Origin of the sequence: Leifsonia sp. 71-9 (genome assembly GCF_001898805.1) — a bacterium.
Classification (GTDB): Bacteria; Actinomycetota; Actinomycetes; order Actinomycetales; family Microbacteriaceae; genus Leifsonia.
Window position 1 is genome coordinate 22,271 of sequence record NZ_MKVJ01000007.1, and the last position, 21,187, is coordinate 43,457.

At 65.0% G+C, this 21,187-nt stretch carries 24 protein-coding genes and 1 riboswitch; of the genes, 14 read left to right on the plus strand and 10 right to left on the minus strand.

Annotated elements, in window-relative coordinates:
- Window positions 1-112: 112 nt before the first annotated feature.
- Window positions 113-2,386, plus strand: a complete 2,274-nt coding sequence (katG, locus tag BGO91_RS04680; protein WP_137837658.1) for a catalase/peroxidase HPI — start codon at window positions 113-115, stop codon at window positions 2,384-2,386.
- A 354-nt stretch (window positions 2,387-2,740) separates the two neighbouring features.
- Complete coding sequence (locus tag BGO91_RS04685; RefSeq protein WP_290471708.1) at window positions 2,741-3,373, plus strand: recombinase family protein; 633 nt, start codon at window positions 2,741-2,743, stop codon at window positions 3,371-3,373.
- 177 nt (window positions 3,374-3,550) lie between these two features.
- Here the strand turns inward: BGO91_RS04685 and BGO91_RS04690 are convergent, their stop codons facing one another.
- Both BGO91_RS04690 and BGO91_RS04695 read right to left on the minus strand, forming a co-directional pair.
- Window positions 3,551-4,807: a CBS domain-containing protein gene (locus BGO91_RS04690; protein WP_290471709.1), complete on the minus strand. Its 1,257-nt coding sequence runs from the start codon at window positions 4,805-4,807 to the stop codon at window positions 3,551-3,553.
- Between the two features lie 43 nt (window positions 4,808-4,850).
- Entirely contained in the window at window positions 4,851-6,491 is a 1,641-nt protein-coding gene (locus tag BGO91_RS04695; RefSeq protein WP_290471710.1) for an NRAMP family divalent metal transporter, read from the minus strand.
- A 209-nt stretch (window positions 6,492-6,700) separates the two neighbouring features.
- A riboswitch (M-box (ykoK) riboswitch) is annotated at window positions 6,701-6,870 on the minus strand.
- Between the two features lie 133 nt (window positions 6,871-7,003).
- On the opposite strand from BGO91_RS04695, the gene BGO91_RS04700 reads away from it, so the two are divergent.
- The 3 genes from BGO91_RS04700 (at window position 7,004) to BGO91_RS04710 (ending at window position 8,553) form a co-directional block, all read left to right on the plus strand.
- The gene (locus BGO91_RS04700; RefSeq protein ID WP_290471711.1) at window positions 7,004-7,426 is read left to right on the plus strand and encodes a hypothetical protein; all 423 of its coding nucleotides are present in this window, start codon (window positions 7,004-7,006) and stop codon (window positions 7,424-7,426) included.
- Between the two features lie 305 nt (window positions 7,427-7,731).
- Complete coding sequence (locus BGO91_RS04705) at window positions 7,732-7,935, plus strand: hypothetical protein (RefSeq protein ID WP_290471712.1); 204 nt, start codon at window positions 7,732-7,734, stop codon at window positions 7,933-7,935.
- 27 nt (window positions 7,936-7,962) lie between these two features.
- Window positions 7,963-8,553, plus strand: coding sequence for a recombinase family protein (locus BGO91_RS04710; protein ID WP_290471713.1), 591 nt, complete (start codon window positions 7,963-7,965; stop codon window positions 8,551-8,553).
- 21 nt (window positions 8,554-8,574) lie between these two features.
- Here BGO91_RS04710 and BGO91_RS04715 read toward each other — a convergent pair whose 3' ends face one another.
- The 4 genes from BGO91_RS04715 to BGO91_RS04730 form a co-directional block, all read right to left on the minus strand.
- Window positions 8,575-9,156 (minus strand): carboxymuconolactone decarboxylase family protein, encoded by a 582-nt coding sequence (locus tag BGO91_RS04715; protein ID WP_290471714.1) that lies wholly within the window; start codon window positions 9,154-9,156, stop codon window positions 8,575-8,577.
- The gene (locus tag BGO91_RS04720; protein WP_290471715.1) at window positions 9,143-9,478 is read right to left on the minus strand and encodes a hypothetical protein; all 336 of its coding nucleotides are present in this window, start codon (window positions 9,476-9,478) and stop codon (window positions 9,143-9,145) included. Before BGO91_RS04720 ends, BGO91_RS04715 begins: the two co-directional genes overlap by 14 nt.
- Before the next feature lie 121 nt (window positions 9,479-9,599).
- Window positions 9,600-10,277, minus strand: a complete 678-nt coding sequence (locus BGO91_RS04725; protein WP_290471716.1) for a cation transporter — start codon at window positions 10,275-10,277, stop codon at window positions 9,600-9,602.
- Window positions 10,274-10,606, minus strand: a complete 333-nt coding sequence (locus BGO91_RS04730; protein ID WP_290471717.1) for a metalloregulator ArsR/SmtB family transcription factor — start codon at window positions 10,604-10,606, stop codon at window positions 10,274-10,276. The genes BGO91_RS04725 and BGO91_RS04730 overlap by 4 nt, the downstream gene beginning before the upstream one ends.
- 106 nt (window positions 10,607-10,712) lie before the next feature.
- Between BGO91_RS04730 and BGO91_RS04735 the strand changes: the two genes are divergently transcribed.
- Together BGO91_RS04735 and BGO91_RS04740 are read left to right on the plus strand one after the other, a co-directional pair.
- On the plus strand, window positions 10,713-11,093 hold the full coding sequence (locus BGO91_RS04735) for a metalloregulator ArsR/SmtB family transcription factor (RefSeq protein WP_290471718.1): 381 nt from the start codon (window positions 10,713-10,715) through the stop codon (window positions 11,091-11,093).
- A complete protein-coding gene (locus BGO91_RS04740) occupies window positions 11,090-12,178 on the plus strand; it encodes a cation diffusion facilitator family transporter (protein ID WP_290471719.1) in 1,089 nt (362 codons plus the stop codon). Before BGO91_RS04735 ends, BGO91_RS04740 begins: the two co-directional genes overlap by 4 nt.
- A 256-nt stretch (window positions 12,179-12,434) precedes the next feature.
- Here the strand turns inward: BGO91_RS04740 and BGO91_RS04745 are convergent, their stop codons facing one another.
- Together BGO91_RS04745 and BGO91_RS04750 are read right to left on the minus strand one after the other, a co-directional pair.
- Window positions 12,435-12,731 carry a glutaredoxin family protein gene (locus tag BGO91_RS04745; RefSeq protein WP_290471720.1) on the minus strand — a complete coding sequence of 99 codons (297 nt, stop codon included), beginning with the start codon at window positions 12,729-12,731 and terminating at the stop codon, window positions 12,435-12,437.
- A gap of 253 nt (window positions 12,732-12,984) precedes the next feature.
- Window positions 12,985-13,293 (minus strand): hypothetical protein, encoded by a 309-nt coding sequence (locus BGO91_RS04750; protein ID WP_290471721.1) that lies wholly within the window; start codon window positions 13,291-13,293, stop codon window positions 12,985-12,987.
- Window positions 13,294-13,533: 240 nt separating this feature from the next.
- On the opposite strand from BGO91_RS04750, the gene mobC reads away from it, so the two are divergent.
- The 7 genes from mobC (at window position 13,534) to BGO91_RS04785 (ending at window position 19,883) form a co-directional block, all read left to right on the plus strand.
- Window positions 13,534-13,932, plus strand: coding sequence for a plasmid mobilization relaxosome protein MobC (gene mobC, locus BGO91_RS04755; RefSeq protein WP_290471722.1), 399 nt, complete (start codon window positions 13,534-13,536; stop codon window positions 13,930-13,932).
- Between the two features lie 38 nt (window positions 13,933-13,970).
- Window positions 13,971-15,572 (plus strand): relaxase/mobilization nuclease domain-containing protein, encoded by a 1,602-nt coding sequence (locus BGO91_RS04760; RefSeq protein WP_290471723.1) that lies wholly within the window; start codon window positions 13,971-13,973, stop codon window positions 15,570-15,572.
- Between the two features lie 15 nt (window positions 15,573-15,587).
- Window positions 15,588-16,430, plus strand: a complete 843-nt coding sequence (locus BGO91_RS04765; RefSeq protein WP_290471724.1) for a hypothetical protein — start codon at window positions 15,588-15,590, stop codon at window positions 16,428-16,430.
- Window positions 16,431-16,731: 301 nt separating this feature from the next.
- Window positions 16,732-17,604: a hypothetical protein gene (locus BGO91_RS04770; protein ID WP_290471725.1), complete on the plus strand. Its 873-nt coding sequence runs from the start codon at window positions 16,732-16,734 to the stop codon at window positions 17,602-17,604.
- A 250-nt stretch (window positions 17,605-17,854) separates the two neighbouring features.
- Entirely contained in the window at window positions 17,855-18,925 is a 1,071-nt protein-coding gene (locus tag BGO91_RS04775; protein WP_290471726.1) for a nucleotidyltransferase, read from the plus strand.
- Window positions 18,922-19,374 (plus strand): hypothetical protein, encoded by a 453-nt coding sequence (locus tag BGO91_RS04780; RefSeq protein ID WP_290471757.1) that lies wholly within the window; start codon window positions 18,922-18,924, stop codon window positions 19,372-19,374. Before BGO91_RS04775 ends, BGO91_RS04780 begins: the two co-directional genes overlap by 4 nt.
- Window positions 19,371-19,883, plus strand: a complete 513-nt coding sequence (locus BGO91_RS04785; RefSeq protein WP_290471727.1) for a hypothetical protein — start codon at window positions 19,371-19,373, stop codon at window positions 19,881-19,883. The genes BGO91_RS04780 and BGO91_RS04785 overlap by 4 nt, the downstream gene beginning before the upstream one ends.
- Window positions 19,884-19,963: 80 nt before the next feature.
- On the opposite strand, the gene BGO91_RS04790 is transcribed toward BGO91_RS04785, so the two are convergent.
- Together BGO91_RS04790 and BGO91_RS04795 are read right to left on the minus strand one after the other, a co-directional pair.
- Window positions 19,964-20,686 (minus strand): hypothetical protein, encoded by a 723-nt coding sequence (locus BGO91_RS04790; protein ID WP_290471728.1) that lies wholly within the window; start codon window positions 20,684-20,686, stop codon window positions 19,964-19,966.
- Window positions 20,687-20,736: 50 nt separating this feature from the next.
- Window positions 20,737-21,117 (minus strand): hypothetical protein, encoded by a 381-nt coding sequence (locus tag BGO91_RS04795; protein ID WP_290471729.1) that lies wholly within the window; start codon window positions 21,115-21,117, stop codon window positions 20,737-20,739.
- Window positions 21,118-21,187 lie beyond the last annotated feature (70 nt).

Consider the following 21,187-nt stretch of genomic DNA (forward strand, 5'->3'; position numbering starts at 1 on the left):
CTGACCGGTAGTGAAGTCTTCGACCGCGATGATGTCGCCCCCTCCCCCATTCTGAGCAAGCAAGGAGCTTCCCGTGGCTACGCACGACCAGACCAACACATGCACTTTCCCCATGGCAGGGGCGCTGCCGGCCGGTGGCGATCACCTCGGCGGCACCTTCGGTCAGTCGCCGAGCCTTGACAGCTGGTACCCGCAGAGGCTGCGGGTCGAGCTCCTCCATCGGAACGGCATCGCCGCCGATCCGCTCGGCGCGGACTTCGACTATGCGGCGGCCTTCGCCACGATCGACCTCGAAGCTCTTAAGGCGGACATCAAGCGTCTGCTCACCACCTCGGTCGACTGGTGGCCGGCGGACTACGGCAACTACGGCCCGCAGATGATCCGGATGGCCTGGCATGCCGCCGGCACGTACCGCATCGCGGACGGCCGTGGCGGGGCGGGCACCGCGATGCAGCGGTTCGCACCGATCGGGAGCTGGTGGGACAACGGCAACACCGACAAGTCACGACGCCTCCTGCAGCCGATCAAGCACCAGTACGGGAACGCGCTGTCCTGGGCCGACCTGATGGTGCTGACCGGCAACTGCTCCCTCGAGCTGATGGGGCTGCCGACGTACGGCTTCGGTGGTGGACGACTCGATGCGTGGGAGCCTGACGATGGCACATGGTGGGGCCCGGAGGTCTGGAACCCGCACGCGGTCGCGAGCCCTGACGAGATGGTCAGCCGCGACGAACGCTGGCACGGTAAGAACGGCGACGAGGACTACGACCTGCAGAGCCCGCTGGCCGCTTCGCACCAGGCGCTCATCTACGTCAACCCCGAGGGGCCCTACGCAAGCGGCGACCCGATGGGCTCAGCGCGCGACATCCGCATCACGTTCACTCGGATGGCGATGAATGACGAGGAGACGGTCGCTTTGATCGCCGGTGGCCACGCTTTCGGCAAGAGTCACGGCCAGGTGCCCGCATCCGACATCGGGCCATCACCTGAGACAGCTCCGATCGAGTCGATGGGGCTCGGCTGGCACAACCCGGTCGGCACCGGCAATGCCGAACACACCTCCACGAACGGCATCGAAGGCAGCTGGACTCCGAACCCGACGCAGTGGGACAACGCCTACCTCGAGAACCTGTTCGCGTACGACTACGAGCAGACGAGGAGCCCGGCCGGTGCTCTGCAGTGGACACCGACCGACCCGGAGGCGCCGAGAACCCCGGACGCACACGTACCCGGCCGGATGAACCCGCTCATGATGATGACCTCGGACATCGCCCTCAAGGTCGACCCGGAGTACCGGGCAGTGTGCGAGCGCTTCCTGGCCGACTTCGACCTCTTCACACTCGCGTTCTCGAAGGCCTGGTACAAGCTCACGCACCGCGACATGGGGCCGAAGCACCGGTACCTCGGTTCCGAGGTCACCATCGCCGACGACCTGCTCTGGCAGGACCCGCTCCCGGACGCAGCAGGAGACGCACTCGACGAAGGTGACCTGGCAACGCTCAAGGAAGCGGTCCTCGAGACCGGGCTGTCCGTGTCGGACCTCGTGTACACGGCGTTCTCCGCAGCCTCGACCTACCGCGACAGCGACAAGCGCGGGGGCGCGAACGGCGCCCGGCTCGCCCTGTCACCGCAGAAGGACTGGGCGGTCAACCGACGCACCGTCCCGGTCATCGACGCGCTGCGAAACGTGCAGGCGGCATTCGCGGTGACGTCCGGCGGGCGGCAGGTCTCCCTCGCCGACCTGATCGTCCTCGCCGGCAGCGCCGCGGTGGAGCGCGCCGCGCAGGCGGCAGGAGCTGACGTCACCGTGCCGTTCACGCCAGGACGTGTCGACACCACCCAGGAGCTCACCGACATCGAGATGTTCGAGTGGCTGCGACCCGTCGCGGACGGCTTCCGGAACTTCGTGTCCGAGCGCTTCGATCAATTCGCTCCGGGCGTCGCGCCCGAGGCGGCGTTCCTCGACAAGGCGAACCTGTTCACGCTCACCGCACCCGAGTGGACCGTCCTCACCGCTGGGCTGCGGGTGCTCGGCGCCAACTGGGACGGGTCAGACCTAGGGGTGCTCACGGAGCGCGTCGGAATCCTGACAACGGACTTCTTCGTGCATCTGACCGACACCGACCTGGTGTGGACGACGGACGACGAGACCGCTACGACCTTCACCGGCCGAGACCAGGCGACCGGCGACACTCGCTGGCGGGCCTCTCGGAACGACCTGGTGTTCGGCTCGAACGCACAACTGCGGTCGATCGTCGACGCCTACGCGGGCAGCGACGGGCAAGACCGGTTCGTGCGCGACTTCATCCGCACCTGGTCGAAGGTCATGATGCTCGACCGCTACGACATCAAGGGCCACAAGCGGTACGGCGCGATGGCCGCCTGACCCGGAGCTCTCGTCCCAACGCGCGATGGTCTGGAGGACGGCGCGGTCCCGCAAGCGCATCCGCGCCCCCGCCATAACCGAGTGAGGCTTTCGAAGCCGCGCATCCGACGTTCCAGGCCTTCCACGGCACGTCTCCTGATGGGTTGGGGGCGAGGGCTACCAGGCGCAGGCGACGGTGCGGGCGATGACCCACCGGTCACCATCTACCGCCACCTCACCGAAAACCGCTGACGCCGACTCGCGACACGGGGCGGCGTCAGAACGCCGCAATGAAGCGCCAACATCCACAGGCGGCGAGTCGTAAGCTCGCGGGCCTGTCACGTATTCGGCCGTATAAATGACCGGGAGTTCGCGATGTTCGTCGGCTATATGCGCGTGTCGAAGTCCGATGGATCACAGACGACGGATCCGCAGCGTGATTCGCTGCTTCAGGCCGGTATCGATGAGGCGCAGCTATACGAAGATCGGGCGTCGGGGAAGAAGGACGATCGGCCCGGTCTCGCCGCCTGCCTCAAAGCGTTACGCGACGGCGATACATTGATCGTTTGGAAACTCGACCGACTCGGCCGCAACCTGCACCACCTGGTGAACACGGTACACGACCTCACCGCGCGCGGTGTCGGGCTGAAGGTCCTGACCGGGCAAGGCGCCGCGATCGATACTACGACCGCCGCCGGGAAGCTCGTATTCGGGATCTTTGCCGCTCTCGCGGAGTTCGAGCGTGAGTTGATCTCTGAGCGAACCGTCGCCGGTCTCGTGTCCGCCCGAGCGCGCGGGCGTACCGGAGGCCGACCATTCACGATGACACCGGCGAAGGTGCGCACCGCGATGGCCGCGATGGGGCAGCCGGAGACGAACATCGGTGAGCTGTGCAAGGAGCTGGGAATCTCGCGACAGACGCTGTACCGCCACGTGTCACCAAGCGGGGAAGTGCGAGCGGATGGCCTGCGTGTCATCGGCCGGAAGAACTCGGGGCCGCGGAGTTAGGAGCCCGCAAGAGCCAGTCCATCAGGTGCCCATGTCGGACCCGACCACGCCGGGAACGTCGGGGACGCTGGAGCAAGAAATTCACGCGGAGGAATTGGTCGCTGAAACTGACGCGAACCAGCACGCTCGCCCCGCTCATTTGTTAGGCGGAGCCGAATGCTTGATCAAGTCTCTCGCTCATACGGTCGTGATTGGGGCGGTCTCCGTGGAGTGTGTCTGGGGTTCGCGTCGTCGCCAGTCGTCGGGGATCGCAGCCTCCAGCGCGTCATCGACGGTGACCACACCGAGGAGGTGCCCTTGGTGGTCGATGACGGGGAGCACCATGAGATTGAAGTCGGCCATGCGGGTGGTGACATCGACGACGTCGTCTTCTGGTGATGCATGCACGGGGTCGCGGTCTGCGATCTCTGCGAGCGTAGCCTCCGGGTCGGCTTGGAGGACGTGGATGAGGTTTACGGCTCCCGAGAGAGCGCCGTCCGTGTCGGTGCAGTAGATGGTGAGGAGAGCCTCCGCCTGCTGGTCGCGCGCGGAACGGATCCGTTCGATCGCGTTGCGTACCAGCTCGGTGCCGGGCATGGCGAGGAAGTCCAGGCCCATGAGGCCGCCGGCTGTGGCTCCGTGATAGCCGAGCAGTCGCAGGACCGATGACCGCTGCGGCTCGGGCAGCAGATCGAGGACCCCCTGGCGCCGCTGCTGCGGGAGGTCGAGGATGGCGTCGGCGGCGTCGTCGGCGCGCATCCGGCTGAGAACGGAGGCGACGTCGTCGAGGCTGCGGCTTTTGAGCAGTTGGGATTGGCTGTCGTCGTCGAGTTCTTCGAACACGTCGGCTTCGAGTTCGGGATCGCTGTGCACCTGGGTGAGCAGGTCGTCCTGCTCCCTGCTCGAGGCCGATTCGATCAGGTCGGCGATCTGCGCGGGCTTCAATCGCCGCAGCTGCCCGAACGGGGAACGCACCACGGCGGATGGTTGGTGACCGATCAACGCTTCGAAGGAACGCCAGTCGCGGACCTGGTGCTGGCCGCGCGGTTTCGGGCCGAGCCAGCGGTGCTTGTGGACGTCGAGGCCGGTGACCACCCACCCTTCGGTGGTCTGGGTGAGGGTGATGTCATGTGCGCGAACCAGGGCGGCGCGGTCGATATCGATCAGCCGGTGCCCCAGCACGTCCGCGTTCAGCAGGACCTCGCCGTTGCGGCGTTCAAACGGCCGCAGGTCCAGTCGCGCCGTGGAGAGGGTGATGCGGTCGCGGGTGATTTCGGTCACTGCGGAGACGGGGACGAAGATGGATGCGGATCCGACTCGCACGACGAGCCCGGCCAGTGCCGGATAGTTGTCGGCATGCAGACGGACGATCAGGTCGGACAGTTTGCCGAGCGGTTCGTGTTTCGCGTCGATCACGGCGTGTTTGAGCAGTTCGGCCAGTGTGACGGTGTTCATGACAGAACTCCCTTGTACAGGTTCGAGTGTAGGGGTGGCGACTCTAGTGGCCTAGGGCGAGTTGGACGACCCGGACGACGACCAGGATCATCGCGACGAGCAGGTAAGTGCGCAGCACGGTCAGTCCGATGCGGCGACCGGCCGAGACCTCGGGACGGGCGAGCAGGGTGAGCGGAGGCATCCGCCAGTTCATGCGCTGGCTGCGGTCGACGGGTTCCTGCACCACCGCGGACCGTCCTCGCCGCGAGACGGCGAGAACGATGCCGGCGACGATGGTGATCGCGCTGCCGCCGCCGAGGATCCAGAGGATGGTCGATGAAGTGATGTCGGGAAAGAGCACGCTTGCGGTGAGCACGATCGACAACATGACCAGAATGGCGATGACGATCGAGGTGAACAGGTTGAGCCACCGGCCGTTGACCCAGGGTCCGAGAACCTGCTTGTCATTGCAGAGCAGCAGCAGGAACACGGTCGCCGACGGCAGGAGCACACCCGCGAGCGTTTGCACGCCGACGGTCAGGAGTCCGAGGGGGCTGCCAGGGATGAGGACGACCACCGCCGACACCAGCAGCAGTCCCGCGAACACCGCGTAGAACCCCTTCGCCTCGCTCGGCTTGCGGTGCAGGGAGTGTTTGAGCCCGAGGAAATCGCCGAGCGCATACGACGTGGAAAGCCCCACCGCCGCAGCGCCGATGATCGAGGCGTCGATCAGTGCGATCGCGAAGAGCACACCGGCGATCTGCCCGACGTACGTGCCGAGGCCTTTCGCAACGCCCAGCGCATCGGTGAAGTTGCCGAACTCCGGGCGACCGGCAAACGTCGCGGCGGTGAAGGAGATGATGAGGCCCGCGCCGACGATCACGACCACGATGCCGATCCACAGGTCGGCCTTCTCGTAGTTCATGAAGCGCGGGGTGATGCGCTTGTCGATCACATACGACTGCTGGAAGAACAGCTGCCAAGGCGCAACAGTGGTGCCGACGATGCCGATGATCAGCAGCATCACCGTCGACAGTTGGGCACCGGCGGGCATTCCGGGGATCACGAAGTCGCGGGCGATCTGCCCAAGCGGTGGGTGCACCATGAGGAAGATCGGGATGAGCACCACCGAACCAGCGATGAGCACCATGCAGGTGCGCTCGAACCGTTTGAACGATCCGGTGCTCGCGGCCGCGAGCACAACCAGGGCAGAGACGATCACGCCGGGGATCTGCGGGATGCCCAGGTAGCTCAGTCCCAGGCTGATCCCGATGAATTCCGTCACGATCGTCAATGCGTTCAGCAGGAACAGGTCGATGACGCTGAACGCGCCCCAGAACTTGCCGAACCGCTCCAGGATGAGCCGGGCGTGCCCGACACCGGTGACCGCGCCGAGACGCAGCACCATCTCCTGGTTGACGTAGAGCACGGGCACCAGAAGAAGCAGTGTCCACAGGAGGGTGGTGCCGTAGTTCTGGCCGGCTTGGGTGTAGGTGCCGAAGGCACCGGCATCGTTGTCGCCCGCCATCACGATCAGGCCGGGACCGACGATGGCCAGCAGTGTGCGGAGTTTCGCCGAGAGCTTCTGGCGGGGCGCGTCGTCGCCGAGACGGATAGTGCCCATCGCGCCTTCGATGTCGCCGATGTGCGCGCTATCGAGCACAGCCGAGGTCGCGCCCGTGTCGGCGTGGTTCACGTCGGTCATAGTGATGCCTCCTCCCGCGAGGGGATGGAAAAAGAGGGTGAGAACGCGGCGGCACGTCGAACAGCGGTCTACGCCGCCGCGGGTGCGAGAATTTTGGCGCTCTAAGCCGTCATCGTCGACAGCCGGAAGCGCGGACTATGGCTTTCGCTCACGGGTCTGCTCCTCTCGGTTCGCGACGCACACGGAGAAGCCACGGCCGGTCGGCGGTGGGTACCTCTCCTCGTAAGACCTTTGGCACTCCGCGGCGTGAACCCGTGAAACGGGAGCCAATCGGGACCATCCCTTACGCCGGGAGGGCCTGTCCTGACCCGGGGCGTCTCTCGACGTTCGGGGTCGCTGGCTTGTATCCGCGAAGGAGCCTCAGCTAACGATCAGCACCTTGCGATGATCACTATACGCTGCACAATAATCCCGTGCAATAATCTGCGTATGAATGCAGGTTTACCGGCTTGTGAATTCCTGGGCGTACACGCCGCGTCTTACGCGGACGTGCTCATCCGACGACACGAATCGTGAGCGCGTTCGGATACCTCCTGCTGCTTCCGTCCGACCTGGCCAGCTCCGAGATCGCTGCTGCGGCAGCGGCGCTGGCCGCTGACATCTCGGAGAGCCGGATACAACTCGACGTCGTCGCCCACGGTGACGATCCCAGGGACAGCACCCTGGCGAACCGGACCCTCGAGGAGCTCGGCAGACTTCCCCGCAAGATCATCGCCGACGCTCGACTGGACAACCCTGCCACCGTCCAGGAGTTCTACAACGATCACATCGCGCCGGCGCTGATACAGGGCCAGTCGGTGGTGCTGCTGGTGCGCGCTTCGGTCACCGGCGCGTTACGAAACCTCATCGACCCGAACCCCGCGGACACAACACTTGGCCGACCCGAACTGTTTCGCTTTGATCGAGAGCTGCAGCCAATCCGCTTTCGCCCCTGAGCCAGCCCCATCCTCCAACCGCCAACTGGGTGCATGCGAGAAGAGCCGGCAAACGACGCTCGGCACCGACCCAGGCAAGTCACGCAGCCCGGGGAGAAGGAGAACGCCCAGTCGTGACCCGGTGCCTACAGCCGTGCAATCGACCTTGAGCATTAGTGCAGGCGAGTGCGAGAACTGACAGACACGCCCGAAACTTCGGGGATTCCGGGTTGCTCAAAACCCTTGCCGAAACCCGGACTTGTTCAAAACGCTATGCGAGGGTTTTTGAGCAGCTTCGATAGAATGGAGAGGTCGAAGGGGCAGTGATGAGCGCTAAAAGCACCGGCACTATTTCCGACGCGGAGCGCGAGCTCCGTGCGCGTGTAGTGGCTGACGCCGCGCACAGTTCCGAGATGGAGGGTCTGGCATCTTCGGCCGAGTACCGCGCGGACGCTGCAGCGTTCGTAGCGGGGGAGTTCGACGCCGGCGAGCTGGGGCGCCGCACCCGCGCCCGCTATGGCCTTGTCTAACGTCGTCGACGAAAGGGGGAGGCGACGATGACGGTTGTCGGATACGCGCGAGTCTCGAAGCGAGAACAGAACTCGCAGGCGCAGGAGGCCGAGCTGAAAGCCGCCGGCGCCGAACGAGTCTTCATCGACCACGGCGACTCGAGCCGGGTCAAAGACCGCCCGCAATGGGTCGCCTGCATGGACTACCTCCGCTTCGGTGACGTGCTGCTGGTGCGCCGGCTGGATCGCCTCGGCGGCACCGAGCGGATTCTGATTGAGACGCTGCACGAGCTCGAGGACAAGGGCGTCGATATCAAGAGCCTCACCGAACCGGTGATCGACACCACAAGCCCGATGGGCCGAGCACTGTTCGGCATCGTCGCCGTGTTCGCGCAGCTGCGCGTCGACACCATCCGCGAGAACACGCGGCTCGGGTTGGAGTACGCACGCGCCCAGGGTCGTGTCGGCGGCCGCCCCACGGTGATGACGCCGGAGCGCGTAGAGGTGGCACGTCAGATGCGTGAGCAGACTCCGCCGGCGACGTGGGACACGATTGCCAAGACCCTCCGAGTCGGCTCGGCCACCGTCAGACGCGCCCTCGCCTCAAGCCCAGACAGAGGTCCAGGCTCTCTCAGGTAGCCGACCGGTGGACGCTGAGGATTACGAGTAGCCGCGACGCAGCAGCATTCCTGCGGCTTTGTCGAACTCCTCATCGGTCGGGATCTCGAAATCGAGCGCGTTTGCGTATCGGGTGATGATGTTGAAGACGGCCGCCACAGCCGCCGCGTCATCGAGCTCTTCGACGCTCAGACCTGCCGCGAATGCGGCTCGTGCGTCGTCGGCGGTGAGATTGTTCGGGGTGAGCGTCATCTTTTCGATGAACGTCAGCGCTGCCCGGAGCCTGGCCGAGATGGGAGCGGAACGGTAGTCCTCCAGCACGGCATCAGTGACGGCTCGATCCATACCGCGGACGGCGATGGCGGAGTGCGCGCCGACACAGAACGGGCACGAGTTCCAGCGGGCGACTGTCGCGGCCATCAGCTCCCGCTCGGACACACTCCAGGGGCTCGGTCCGCGCATCGTCTTCTGCGTCCACGCGCCCAGGGTGGGGCCTGCGAAGTCTTGGTGATAGAACGCGACACGAGCGGCATCGGGCAGCCGCATGCCGGAGACACGCGAGATCATCCCGATGAGCATCCGGTGCTGCAGGCTGTCCCCACGGTCGATCTCAGCGAGCCGCATCAGTTGCCTCGGTGATCGCCTGGTGCGCCGCGTCCCACCGATCCAAGCCAGCTCCGATCGCGGCCGTGAAGATCAGCTCGAATGCGGCCTTGTCAGAGCCGGCAGCCTCGCGGACGGCTCCCACCTGCGCGTCGGTGACACGGGAGGAGTCCTCGTTGATCTGGCGAACCAGAGCACCGTACGGTTCCCGAATCTCTGCGCCGCCTGCAGCAGAGGAAAGCACAGCCAGGCGCAGCTCTTGGGCTGTCAGCCCAGATGCCGCAACACGGGTGCGAAGCTGTTCAGCGTGCAATTCGTGGGATCCGAGATCTTCTCCGGACATGCACAGACTCTACGCGCGAACGTATCGAGCGGGACAGCTGCTGGCAGTCCGCCGCTGTAGTTGCACGCGAAGCCGGAGGAGGCGATAGCGGCGCTCACTCCGGGTATGGCGCGAAGGTCGACTACGTGTAGGAGTGGTCCTCATCGTGCTCGTGGTCATCGTCTAGAAGCATTCCCACCGAGGTCGCACACGCGTCGCCCTTCCATGCCTCGACGCCCTCGCGGATGGCGAACACGACGATCACGAGGCCAGCGATTGCGTCGGCCCACCACCAGCCGAACAGCGTGTTCAGCAGCAATCCGATGAGGACCGCGGCTGAGAGGTAGGTGCAGATCAGGGTCTGTTTGGAGTCTGCGACAGCGGTCGCCGAGCCGAGTTCCCGGCCTGCTCGCCGTTCGGCGAAGGACAGGAACGGCATCACGACCACGCTGACGGCTGTGAGGACGATCCCGACGGGTGAATGGTGAACCTCGACGCGCGCGAGCAGAGTCAGCAACGAGCTGACGGTGACGTAAGCGGCGAGGGCGAAGAACGCGATCGCGATGACCCGAAGGGTTGCCTTCTCCCAGCGCTCGGGGTCGCGCCTGGTGAACTGCCAAGCGACTGCCGCGGCGGAGAGGACCTCGATTGTTGAGTCCAGGCCGAAGCCGACGAGTGCCGCAGAAGATGCTGCGCTGCCGGCGACGATCGCGATGACTGCCTCGATCAGGTTGTAGCCGATCGTCGCAGCGACGATCCACCGTATCCGGCGCTCGAGCAGCCCCCTGCGCGGGTTCGGCTGCGTATGCGTGTCGGTCACGAGCAGGTGCAAACCTCTCCAGCGCAGCAACCGGGCTCAACGTAGAGCACCACCCGCAGCAGCTCTTCCATCGCCGGCGCCAGATGCGGATCGGCCAACCGATACCAAGTCCGCCGCCCGTCAGGGACCGCATCCACCAAGCCACACCCGCGCAAACAGGCCAGCTGGTTCGACATCACCTGACGAGACACCCCGAGCGCGTCAGCCAGATCCGACGGATACGCCGGCGCCTCCCGCAACGCCAACAGGATGCCGACCCGGGTCGGGTCCGAAAGGGCGTGCCCGAACCGGGCCAACGCCCCGGTGTGGGTTGCGGTCGCAGTTGCCATGCAACAACAGTACAGAGAACGCTGAATTAACGAAACCGTGTATCAATGCCCCACCGCAACCTGGACGCGGTTTGCGGATCGGAAGCGAATGATCTTTAATCTGCGTATGGATGCAGATAAGGCGATATGTGGACGCCTCCCCGACAGTCAGTACGTCGAACTCGCGGTCGAGGTGTTCGCCATGCTGGCCGACGCGACCCGTGTACGGATCGTGCTCGCGCTCAAGGATGCGGGGGAGCTGTCGGTGAACCACCTGGCGGACATCCTGGACAAGCAGCCGGCTGCGGTCTCCCAGCACCTCGCGAAGCTTCGGCTCGCTCGGATCGTCTCGACGCGCCAGGACGGCCAGCGGGTGTTCTACCGGCTCGAGAATGAGCACGCGAGCCGTCTCGTGACAGATGCAGTCTTTCAGGCGGAGCACTCGCTCGGTGGGACACCGCGGCACCATCACACCGAGGCCAATCTCGGCGCGGAGGCGAGCGCGTGAGCGGAACGCACACCCACGAGCACGACGACCACGGGCACACGCACGACCACGGGCACACGCACGACCACGGGCACGATCACGGGGACGGGCACGGGGACGGGCACGGTCATAGCCATGAGCACGGTCATCAGCATCCGACCGGCTTCAAGGGATTCTTGTACGGGCTGTTCGTCCCGCACTCGCACGACGCCGCCGACTCCATCGACGACGCTCTTGAGGCGAGTACCGAGGGTGTTCGTGCGCTGAAGATCAGCCTGTTCATATTGCTGGGCACGACGCTCTTGCAGGCGATCATCGTCGGGTTCAGCGGGTCGGTCGCCTTGTTGGCGGACACCATTCACAACTTCTCGGACGCGCTGACCGCGGTGCCGCTGTGGGTGGCGTTCGTGCTGGGCCGCCGAGTTGCGTCTCGCCGCTACACCTACGGTTACGGGCGAGCGGAGGATCTCGCTGGCCTGTTCATCATCGCCGTCGTCGCGCTCTCGGCGATAGTTGCCGCGTGGCAGTCGATTGACCGGCTCTTCCATCCGCATCCGCTTGAGAATCTCGGCTGGGTGATCGTTGCCGGCGTCATTGGCTTCGTCGGGAACGAGGCGGTTGCGATCTACCGCATTCGGGTCGGTCAGCGCATCGGCTCGGCCGCCCTTGTCGCCGACGGAGTCCATGCGCGCATCGACGGGTTCACGTCCCTCGCCGTGGTGATCGGTGCGCTGGGGGTGATGCTCGGTTTTCCGCTGGCGGACCCGATCGTGGGTCTGCTGATCTCTGCTGCGATCATCGTTCTGCTCTGGGGCACCGTCCGCAGCATCGGCCGACGCCTGCTCGACGGGATCGAACCCGAGCTCGTCGACCAGCTCGAGCACGCGCTCGAGGAGACTCCCGGTGTCACCGCTGTTCCGCACGTGCAGTTGCGCTGGGTCGGCCACCGTCTGCACGGCGGCGCGCAACTGGTTGTCGACACGGAGAGTCTGCACGACGCGCAGCTGATTCTGGAGGCGGCGCGTTCCCACGCGCGCAGCCACCTCCGCAATCTCGATGAGCTCCAGCTCGAGCTCGTACCGGAGGCAGCGCCTGCGTCGTCGTGACGACACTTCGGCTTCTCCACGATTCCGACGCTTTGGTCCTACCTCACAAACCGCTCCCGCCACTTCTCCACGTCGGGTCCGAGGTACCGGATTGTTCGTTTGCTGACTGCAACGAACGCTGGACCCTGCCCGCTCTCACGCATTCGGCGCAGCTCCTCGAGCGTCAAACCGGTCTGGGCTGCGGCCTCGTCGGGGGTGTAGGAGCGCAGTTGTGCGGGCACGGTGACGCGGTGCCGGCGGAGGTATGCGGCGCTCATCACTGGCAGCTTTCGCAGTAGAGCTCGTCCGTCGGATCGACGGGCACCTCGTACACCTCGAGCGCCTGCTGGGATGCGAGCCGCGCGATCAGATCGGGCCGGTACCCGTCCCAGCTGCTCCCGTCGACGACCGTGACCGGTGCTGTCGCGTATGAGGTTTCCACTGCCCGCAGGGGGTAGTCGTCCGCGCTGACTGACACCAGCTCGTATGCGATGCCGGCGCTGTCCATTGCTGCTTTGGTGCGTTCGCTTGTTGCGGATCCGGACTCCACGTACAAGGTGACGTTCGTGCTCATGACGCGCTCCCTCTCTCATCTCAACCCATTTGCCTTTCGGCGCTCTTGCCGAAACAGCGCCGGGGGTGAATGAGCAAGAGACCGTGGAATACCGGAGGGAGCGCAGCGAGTGAGGATATGCCGCGAAAGCTCTTGCTCAGAGAGGAACGGTGCGTACCATCACCTAGCCGAAAGGCAACGGAGTTGCCCAGCGAACAGGCCCCACCGAGCGACGCTCGGCGGGGCCTGTTCTACAAGTTGAGGAGCCGTAGGCTCACCCTTTAATGGTCTGGGTGGGCGGTGCAGCTGCAGCACGGCGCTTGCGAGCGCGGGGTGCGGACTGGCCGGGCGCACGGGCGCCAATCTCGCGCAGGTTCTTCTCTGTCCAACCGGCGGCAAGTGCAGCACTCCAGGCTTTGTCGTGCGCGGCGGCGGCATCCTTGACGGCCTGCTCCGCGGCGTCGAAGGCGTTGGTGGCAGACACCAGTTCTTCCACGGAGCGCACGCGTGCGTTCTGCTCGGCCTCGATGATGGCCCGCGCCTTCCGGGCGGCTTCCTGTGGGTCCAGTTGTACGTCGCTCATGGCACCAGATTAACAGGACCGCAAGCGCTCCACTAGGCGTAACGTTGCACCCGCCAGGTGCTGCCTCACCGATGCTCACGCGCCATTCGGGCGGAGCCCCAGACGGAGCAAGCTATACAGTTACCCGGGGTAACTGGCTTGCGGTGCTGGACTGTCGCGTCCGGCACCGGCATACTGGTCGTATGGTCCCCGCCAGGAGGCGGGTTCGCTGCGCTGGGCCAGAAGGACGGGGGAGGGGCGATGTCGGAGCAGAACGAGAACCGGCTCTTCGGCCGTTCTCGACGCGCCAACGCCCGCGGTGAAGCGAAGCGCACCAAGCGTTACGAGGTGTCGGTTACTCCCGAGGAGGACACACAGTTGCGCGCCCGTGCCGCGGTTCGTGGTGTGACCGTTCCGCGTCTGTTGTTCGAGTCCGCGATGAGTAGTCATGTGCAGACCGACACGGATCGTAAGGCGGCGATCGTGGAGATTTTCGCGGTGCGCCGGTTGCTTGCGAGCCTGGCGAACAATGCCAATCAGCTGGCGAAGTACGCGAACAGTGAGGGCACGTTCCCGGACGAGGCCGAGGCGATTGTGACCGAGTATCGGGCGATCGTCCCGCGCCTGTCCGCCGCGATTGAAACGCTGGCCGACTCATGATGCCGAACATCACCCGGGGGAGCCGGATGGGTGGGCTCATGGTCTACCTCGCCGGTCCGGGCCGGTCGAACGAACACGAGGAGCAGCACCTGGTCGCGGGCAACTCCGCCATCGTGACGATGCACGGTTACGGAGTGCTCGATCGTGAGACGGCGTTGGCGATCGCGAAGGACCTCGACGAGCCGCGCGTCGCGCTCGGCGTCGAGGTGACCCGCGCCCAGAGCATCACCGACCCGGAAACGGGTCAGGTTCACTCGACCGCGACCCCGGCGGATGTGTGGCACTGTTCACTGTCTTTGCGCGCGGACGAGGGTCAGCTGTCTGATGAGAAGTGGGGCGCGATCGCGCAAGACTTCGTGGACCGGATGGGATTCACTGAGGCCAGCGGCAAGGCCGAGTGCCGGTGGGTCGCTGTCCGTCACGGACTTTCCACGAATGGCAACGACCACATCCACATCGCGGTCTCACTGGTGCGCGAGGACGGCACGAAGGCGAGCACGCACAACGACTTCAAGAAGGCGCAGGACACGTGCCGCGACCTCGAGCGCGAGTACGGGCTGCAGCAGCTCAGCAGCCGCGAGCACGGTCTGGGGGAGCGGGGCATAAAGCCCGCCGAACAGGAACGCGCCCGCCGCACCGGCGCGGTCGAAGTCGACGCGCACCGGCTCGAGCGGGCCGTCCGTGCGGCGGCGGCCGCGTCGGTCGACGAGGGCGAATTTGTGCGTCGCGTGCGCCGGGCCGGCGTCCTCATCCGTCCCCGATTCGCGGCCGGTCGTGACGACGTGGTGGCCGGCTACTCGGTTGCGCTGCGCACCGAGCACGGCACACCCCCGATCTGGTACGGCGGCGGTCGGCTCGCCCGCGACCTGACTCTCCCGCGGCTGCGCGAGGGATGGCCCGACAACCCCCAGGCGGCGCAGGGTGCGGTCGACGAGTGGAAGGCCACGAGCCGCAACCCGTGGCAGTACCGGCCGGTCACACCGGGCCGTGAAGAGCACGAACCGGCACCGGAGCTGTGGCAGAAATACTCCGACGACATGCGGCGGATGCGCGATGAGCTGCGCAGCGTGCCACCGGGCGATCGGGCGGCGTGGGCACACGTCGCGCGCGACACCGCCGGAGCGTTCGCCGCATGGTCGCAGCGCGTCGAGACGACGCCAGGGCCGCTTGCTGCAACCTCGCGTGAGCTTGCCCGATCCGCGCAGATCAAAGCGCACACGTCGAAGCCGAAGAAGGTCAACATGGGCAGCGCCGGCGGCGCCGCCATGCTCCTAATGCAGGCCGCGAGCCAGGGCCAAGGGACGATGGCCGAGGCGATCCTGATGCGCCAGCTCGCACGGCTCACCGTGGCGATCATCGACATGCACAAGGCCATCGGGGACGAGGTTCGCGCGGCGGAGATCTCCCGCACTCTGAACTCGCAGATGGCCACGGTGGCCTCGCGGCTCCCGGAGGTCCCACGGAAGGGTCAGAGCACCCCGGCCGCCGACGTCGACGAGCGCACCGCCGAAGCTGTGCGGATCGCGCAGACCGGACTTAGCGCTCCGCGGCCCGGGTCGCCAGTGCCGACGAAGATCGAACCCGCCAAACCCTACAAGCCCGCGACCGGACCCGAGCAAGACCGCGGCATCGGACGATAACGGAAGGTGGCAATCATGGCAGAAGAGAACGACGGCATCGCGGACGCACTGGACGGTCAGCTGCGCATCGCACTCACTGTGGCGGCACAGCTGGGCGCACGGTTCGCGCGTATCCGCGAAGAGCTCGCCCGCACCCGCCAAGCGCAGACCGAACAGCAGAACCGCGAGCTGCAAGCACGATTCGACGCCGAACGAGCGGCAGCACGCGCCGAACTCGCACCGGTCTATGAGCGCAACTGGTGGGACTCCGCCAACCTCGAGCAGATCGCCAACGTGCACGAGACCGCCACCGCCTGGCACGGCATCGACCCCGAGGCCGACCGAGCCGGCGAACGCATCGCACAGGAGGTCCGAGACCGCTACGGCCTGGACGTCCAGGACCTCGACGCCGACCCGTCCGCGGTGCGTGAGGCGCTGGCCCGGGCAGAGCGCGCACGCTCAGAAGCAGCCGCCTCGCGCGGTGAAAGTGCCGTCGACATAGCGGAAACCGGCGCGTTCCTCACCGCGGCCGAGACGCTCGATCGAATGGCCGAGGAACGCCAGCAACAGGCGGACGAACGCGACGAGCGAGTTGCGGCGGAGAACGACAGGGACGTGACCGACGAACTGCGCGGCGATGCGAACGCGAACCGCGTGGACGCAGCTGAGGCTTTCGATAGCGCTGAGCGGCGAGACCGGTTCGCATCGTCGCTTGAAGGCAAGGCCGACCGCGAGGTCATCGACGCGCGCATGACTGCTGCCGCGGGCCAGGCACGCCATCCCAGGGAGGCAGTGACCACCGCGATGACACGAGCGCCCAAGGCGCGCAAGGCGTCGACCGGACAGGCGCCACAGCGTGAACGGAACCTCAGTAGGTAATGGCGCAAGAGTCGCACATGGTGCTCGCCCGCCGTGATTCCGCAGGGAAGACCGACATTCGGCAAGTGGTTGTGAAATTCACCGAAATCACAACTCAGATGTCGCGGTGTCGGGGATCGGTCTAGACCCGTCTCGGCGATCGTTGGCCTCGAGTCCGTGGAGCCACTGCGGGCCTAACTATGAGAGTCCTATGTGGGCTCTCTAATGGGTATTGCTACGTATCCTATAGACGGTTCCAGACACTCCATCGGCGGAGCGGATGTGGTTGGCGAATGGTCCTGGGGGAGAGCATCATTGCCACATGACGACGACAGCCCCCAGCCAGCAAGTGGCAGAGAAGCGCAGGCCAACGGTGCCTCCGGTTGCCTCCCGCGACCTTCTGCTGCCGGACATGCTGGCGAGGACGGGCCGGCACGGAGTGCCCATCCGCCGTCGGTTCCTTCAGACCGACGGAGCCGGCGCAGATGGTTCGCGCGCAGCGACTCTTGCCAAGATGCTTCGCGGTAGGGACGGCTCGACGTTAGACGCCTACCTCCTGATCCACGCGATGGCATCAGCCAGTGAGCCTTATCGAGCGGCCTACTTCTCGAGCTCCTGGGTGCGGCTGATGCGCTTCGACCAAGACGCTGCGCCAGCCGCAGCGAGCTCACGATGGTCCAAGACTGCAACGCGACTCGAGAAACTCAAACTCATCGAACGCAAACGAGTAGGCAACGTGCAGGAGTACCACCTACTCGACGAAGCAGGCAACGGCGACCCCTACAAGAGACCGACAAAGCTCGCCGACGGCAGGTGGTTCTCCCTTCCCTACGAATACTGGCTGGACGGGTGGGACGCGAAGCTGTCAACGGCAGAAAAGGTGATGCTGCTTATTGCGCTCGATCAACCGGACGGGTTCCAGATCCCTTACGACAGATTCTCGAAGTGGTATGGAGTGTCTGAATCGACCGCAAAGCGAGGGCTGACTGGATTGGCCCGGCGCGGGATCATCGACGTGCACACTGACTGGCACATCAACGGACGGAGTGAGTTCGGCTGGGTCGAAGTACGCAGCTACACCACGGTCGGTATCTGGTCAAAGTCGGAGCGCGACGCCCTGATGAAAACAAAGCCTAAGAGGCACACGCCGATCGTCTTCGTTCCGGTGAACGCCGAGGAAGGAGGTATCCCCTAGCGACGACACGCCAGCTCCTGCTCGGGACTCTCAGTGTCGGCGGTGCCAAGTAAAATAGTGAGGATTAGACAGAAATACCCTGCCAGCGTTAGCTGGCAGGGCCACCCGGCTCCGTAGAGTCAGAATTCTTTGGCGAGAATCAACTGACTTTATCGCTCTCCGACTGGGAATTTCAACTGCGGAATTCCTCGGAGACGAACGCGGAGCCTCCCATCAGCACGTCAAAAGACGGCAGAAAGGGGAGACACTCGTGACTCTCTTGGAAACACCCACCCAAAAAGACGACCTCGAATCCGTACTCGATCAGGCGCGACGCCGTATCGAGGTCAGAGACGAAGAACTGCTCGAAGCGCGCAAGCGTAGAGACGCTGTAGCGGCATCCCTCCGAGCCGAATTCGCCGGCTCTCGCACCTACGTCAACGGAAGTATCGCGCACGGTGATGCCCTCACACCGCTGACCGACGTAGACCTGGGCGTGGTCGTCCCTGACCCCGATCACATTTACGGTCCCTACAAGACCGGCCCTTCCGTCCTCCAGGAACGCGCCGCCGCGGCGACTCGTCGCGACCTCAAGGAGGCCTATGGAGACATCGCCGTCGAACTGAAGGGCCGCAAGCGCTCGATCCTGGTGAGGTTCAGGGATCCCGTCACCCCAGGCCAGCCCGACTTCACCGCGGACGTCATCGTAGCCATCGACAACCCCGCAGGGGCGGGCCTCTTCATCCCCCGCTTCAACGGCTGGGATCGCTCGGACCCAGAAACGCACACTCGGCTTGTACGGGCAGCAGTGAAAGGAACCAACACCAGCTACGCGCGAGTCGTTCGCCTCGTGAAGCACTGGAACCGCACCCACGATAAGCCGCTCTGCTCCTGGAACATCAAGGCGCTCGCCCTGGGCTGCATCACTAGCCCAGTTGAACTCATCGAGGGCTTGCGAATTTGGTTCGAGTACGCGGCCGACGAGCTCAACCTGGGCGAAACCGAAGACCCGGCAGGCGTAGCGCCCCATCCGATCAAGATCAGCGAGAAGTGGAACCGTACCGAGGTGGTCCGGGAGCTTCGTCGCGCGCTTCAGATCCTCAAGTTCGCGATCCAACTGGAGAGTGACGGATACGAATTGCTCGCACAAGACGAGCTCGCCAAACTCTTCAAAGACGAATCGATGCTCCCGCACCCGCCGCAGGCAGCCGTTCGCCTCGAGCAGGCACGTCGGACAATGGCGGAGCGTCATGGCCAGTCGAAGCAGTTCGGCGCGCCGGCTCTCATTACCAGCACCGCCTCGCCGCGTGACCGGGTGAACGCACAGTCGTGGTCGGCATGAATAAGGGTCGCTGGTATGGCAACGATCCGGCCTGGCGCTATCCGATGGAACGAGACGCAAAGCGTCACTACGGCAGGCTTATCAGAGCAGTCGATGGTCCTGGCTGGCTCGCCTACAAGCATCAAGGGGTCGAGGTGCGGGGCCGTATAGAAGCAGTTCCTGTGGAGATCCGGTTCTATGCGTCGCCGCCCTATGCCACTTACGGACTCACGCCGGACGAGTATCCACGAGTGTTCGCAGACCGCGGTGCTGCGTCCAAGCATCGGATGCCAGGCGACGGGGCGCTCTGCCTCTACTACGCCGCTGACCCCGAGGAGCGGCGTTGGACGCCGTCCCGGGGACTCCTCGCGTTATTCGATCTCATCTCGGACCACCTCTTTTTCGAGGATTACTGGCGCGAGACGACCGAATGGCTGGGTCCAGAGGCTCCTCACGGGTTTGCAGCATGATGACACCGACGCCGATCCCAGCGCCCACCGGAGCAGCGTTCGTCGCAATAACCGGCGATGGGATCGCCACCATCATCGCGGCGATTCTTGCCGCGATGATGGTGGTGATCGGCTATCGCGTTCAACAATCACAAACTCGGAAGGCAAGCCAAGCCGCCGTCTACGCCGAAGCCATCCGAGCCATTCACGACTACCTCGAGGCGCCCTATCGTGTGCGGAGGCGGGACGGGCGCGCCGCCAGTCGACTCGACGTTACCAATCACGTCAGCGATGTCCAGTCCCGCATTGCCTACTACAGGACCCTCCTTCAACTACATGCGCCCGAAGCTGTTTCTGTTCAGTACGACCAGTTGATTGCAGCTGCTCGCTCCGAAGCCGGCCCTCAAATGAGCGGCGCATGGGCAGGCAGGCCCACACGGGCCGATAAGTCCGTCCCGCTCGGGACCCCGCTACCGCATCCAAAAAGTGACGAGATGATCGAACAGCTGATCCTCGCGATGAAAGGGTAAAGCGCAAATAGCAGACCACACTGGTCTCGCGCGATGGGCAGCATCGGCCGATCGGTGACCAGGGTCCTCCCCGGCCGCAGCTACCCGGTCAGACCCAACCGGTGCGCTACGACGCGCATCGCAGGATCGTTCGACGGAATGTCGTCGGCAGCCGTGATCTCAATGCCGGAGGGACTGGCCTCGTTGTAGGGAAGCCAGACAGCGCGGCACCAGGCTCGACCATGCTTGCTGCCGAAGTGCACGCCGCGCGGGTTCGATCCGTCATCCAGCTCGGCGTCGCGCATCATCTCCGCGAGCATGGTCGTCACCAAGCGGTTATCGCTCATCAAGACCGAGCGATTGAGCGACGGGATACCCTGATTCGCGAGAAACCTGGCCACCCCGCCATCCGCCGGCCCCTGCAGCGCAGCGATCGAATCAGGATGCTGCACGTCGACCAACCAGCCGCCGCTAATAAGACGCCCCTGGTACATCCGGCGCCGCTCGTACCAGGTGGAGGGCAGTGCACCAACGCCCCGAAAGTCGGCCTCGTCCCACTCCTCAGCGATCGCCTTCACCGTCTCATCGAGCGTCATCTCAAGAGCTGCCGCAATGGGAGCTAGTGGGTCTTTGCTCCCGTTAGCCCGTCTGAGATATGCGAGCACCTCCGCGTATGCACACTCGGCCGTCTCCGCCAGGTAGTACGTGTAGCCAAGCGTGTCGAAGCGGCCCCACTCCTGGCGATGGACGTCCGGAGAGCGCCAAGGCGCCGACGGCTGAGCGTAGGCCCGCTTCGCGACATGGAACCCCACGGCGTCGTCCACCGGTATCAACCGCAATCCCGTCTTTGTGCAGGTGCGCGCTCCAGCCGGGCTCACTCGTCGACGTCGCCGTCGATGAACGCCTGCGCCGCTCGACGCACCTCGGCGTGCCGGTCCTCCCGGATTGCCATCACCGGGGTTCCCTCGCCGAGCAGCGGATTGCCGCCGATGAACCAGCGGCGTGCCACATCGCGGCCCTCCTCGGCCTCCAAGGCCGTCCAGATCTGATGGGCAAACTGCACACGGTTCCATGCAGCGTCCCGCGGTTCGGGGCCGTCTGGTCGCGCCCAGTCGTGCGGCTGCTTGCGGTTCTTCACACCGGCCAACGCTGCGACTAACGTCGAGCCGAGCACCTCGTTGAGCTGACGAACGATCTCGTGCGGGTTGCTCTTGTTAGTGCTCCGGTGCAGGGTTACCGGTGTGTGGGTGGTCATGGCACGAGTTTACGCGCCTTCGACGGCAGAACGTCAAAAAAGTAACTGAAAAGTAACCTAAACAAATCGC

What these genes read in the sequence shown, in the direction of transcription:
- BGO91_RS04705 (WP_290471712.1), top strand. Translation starts at nt 7,732, where the DNA reads ATGAGCGCTAAAAGCACCGGCACTATTTCCGACGCGGAGCGCGAGCTC.
- BGO91_RS04745 (WP_290471720.1), bottom strand. Translation starts at nt 12,731, where the DNA reads ATGAGCACGAACGTCACCTTGTACGTGGAGTCCGGATCCGCAACAAGC.
- BGO91_RS04685 (WP_290471708.1), top strand. Translation starts at nt 2,741, where the DNA reads ATGTTCGTCGGCTATATGCGCGTGTCGAAGTCCGATGGATCACAGACG.
- BGO91_RS04770 (WP_290471725.1), top strand. Translation starts at nt 16,732, where the DNA reads ATGACGACGACAGCCCCCAGCCAGCAAGTGGCAGAGAAGCGCAGGCCA.
- mobC (WP_290471722.1), top strand. Translation starts at nt 13,534, where the DNA reads ATGTCGGAGCAGAACGAGAACCGGCTCTTCGGCCGTTCTCGACGCGCC.
- BGO91_RS04710 (WP_290471713.1), top strand. Translation starts at nt 7,963, where the DNA reads ATGACGGTTGTCGGATACGCGCGAGTCTCGAAGCGAGAACAGAACTCG.
- BGO91_RS04690 (WP_290471709.1), bottom strand. Translation starts at nt 4,807, where the DNA reads ATGAACACCGTCACACTGGCCGAACTGCTCAAACACGCCGTGATCGAC.
- BGO91_RS04695 (WP_290471710.1), bottom strand. Translation starts at nt 6,491, where the DNA reads ATGACCGACGTGAACCACGCCGACACGGGCGCGACCTCGGCTGTGCTC.
- BGO91_RS04760 (WP_290471723.1), top strand. Translation starts at nt 13,971, where the DNA reads ATGGTCTACCTCGCCGGTCCGGGCCGGTCGAACGAACACGAGGAGCAG.
- katG (WP_137837658.1), top strand. Translation starts at nt 113, where the DNA reads ATGGCAGGGGCGCTGCCGGCCGGTGGCGATCACCTCGGCGGCACCTTC.
- BGO91_RS04780 (WP_290471757.1), top strand. Translation starts at nt 18,922, where the DNA reads ATGAATAAGGGTCGCTGGTATGGCAACGATCCGGCCTGGCGCTATCCG.
- BGO91_RS04730 (WP_290471717.1), bottom strand. Translation starts at nt 10,606, where the DNA reads ATGGCAACTGCGACCGCAACCCACACCGGGGCGTTGGCCCGGTTCGGG.
- BGO91_RS04715 (WP_290471714.1), bottom strand. Translation starts at nt 9,156, where the DNA reads ATGCGGCTCGCTGAGATCGACCGTGGGGACAGCCTGCAGCACCGGATG.
- BGO91_RS04765 (WP_290471724.1), top strand. Translation starts at nt 15,588, where the DNA reads ATGGCAGAAGAGAACGACGGCATCGCGGACGCACTGGACGGTCAGCTG.
- BGO91_RS04750 (WP_290471721.1), bottom strand. Translation starts at nt 13,293, where the DNA reads ATGAGCGACGTACAACTGGACCCACAGGAAGCCGCCCGGAAGGCGCGG.
- BGO91_RS04720 (WP_290471715.1), bottom strand. Translation starts at nt 9,478, where the DNA reads ATGTCCGGAGAAGATCTCGGATCCCACGAATTGCACGCTGAACAGCTT.
- BGO91_RS04735 (WP_290471718.1), top strand. Translation starts at nt 10,713, where the DNA reads ATGGATGCAGATAAGGCGATATGTGGACGCCTCCCCGACAGTCAGTAC.
- BGO91_RS04795 (WP_290471729.1), bottom strand. Translation starts at nt 21,117, where the DNA reads ATGACCACCCACACACCGGTAACCCTGCACCGGAGCACTAACAAGAGC.
- BGO91_RS04785 (WP_290471727.1), top strand. Translation starts at nt 19,371, where the DNA reads ATGATGACACCGACGCCGATCCCAGCGCCCACCGGAGCAGCGTTCGTC.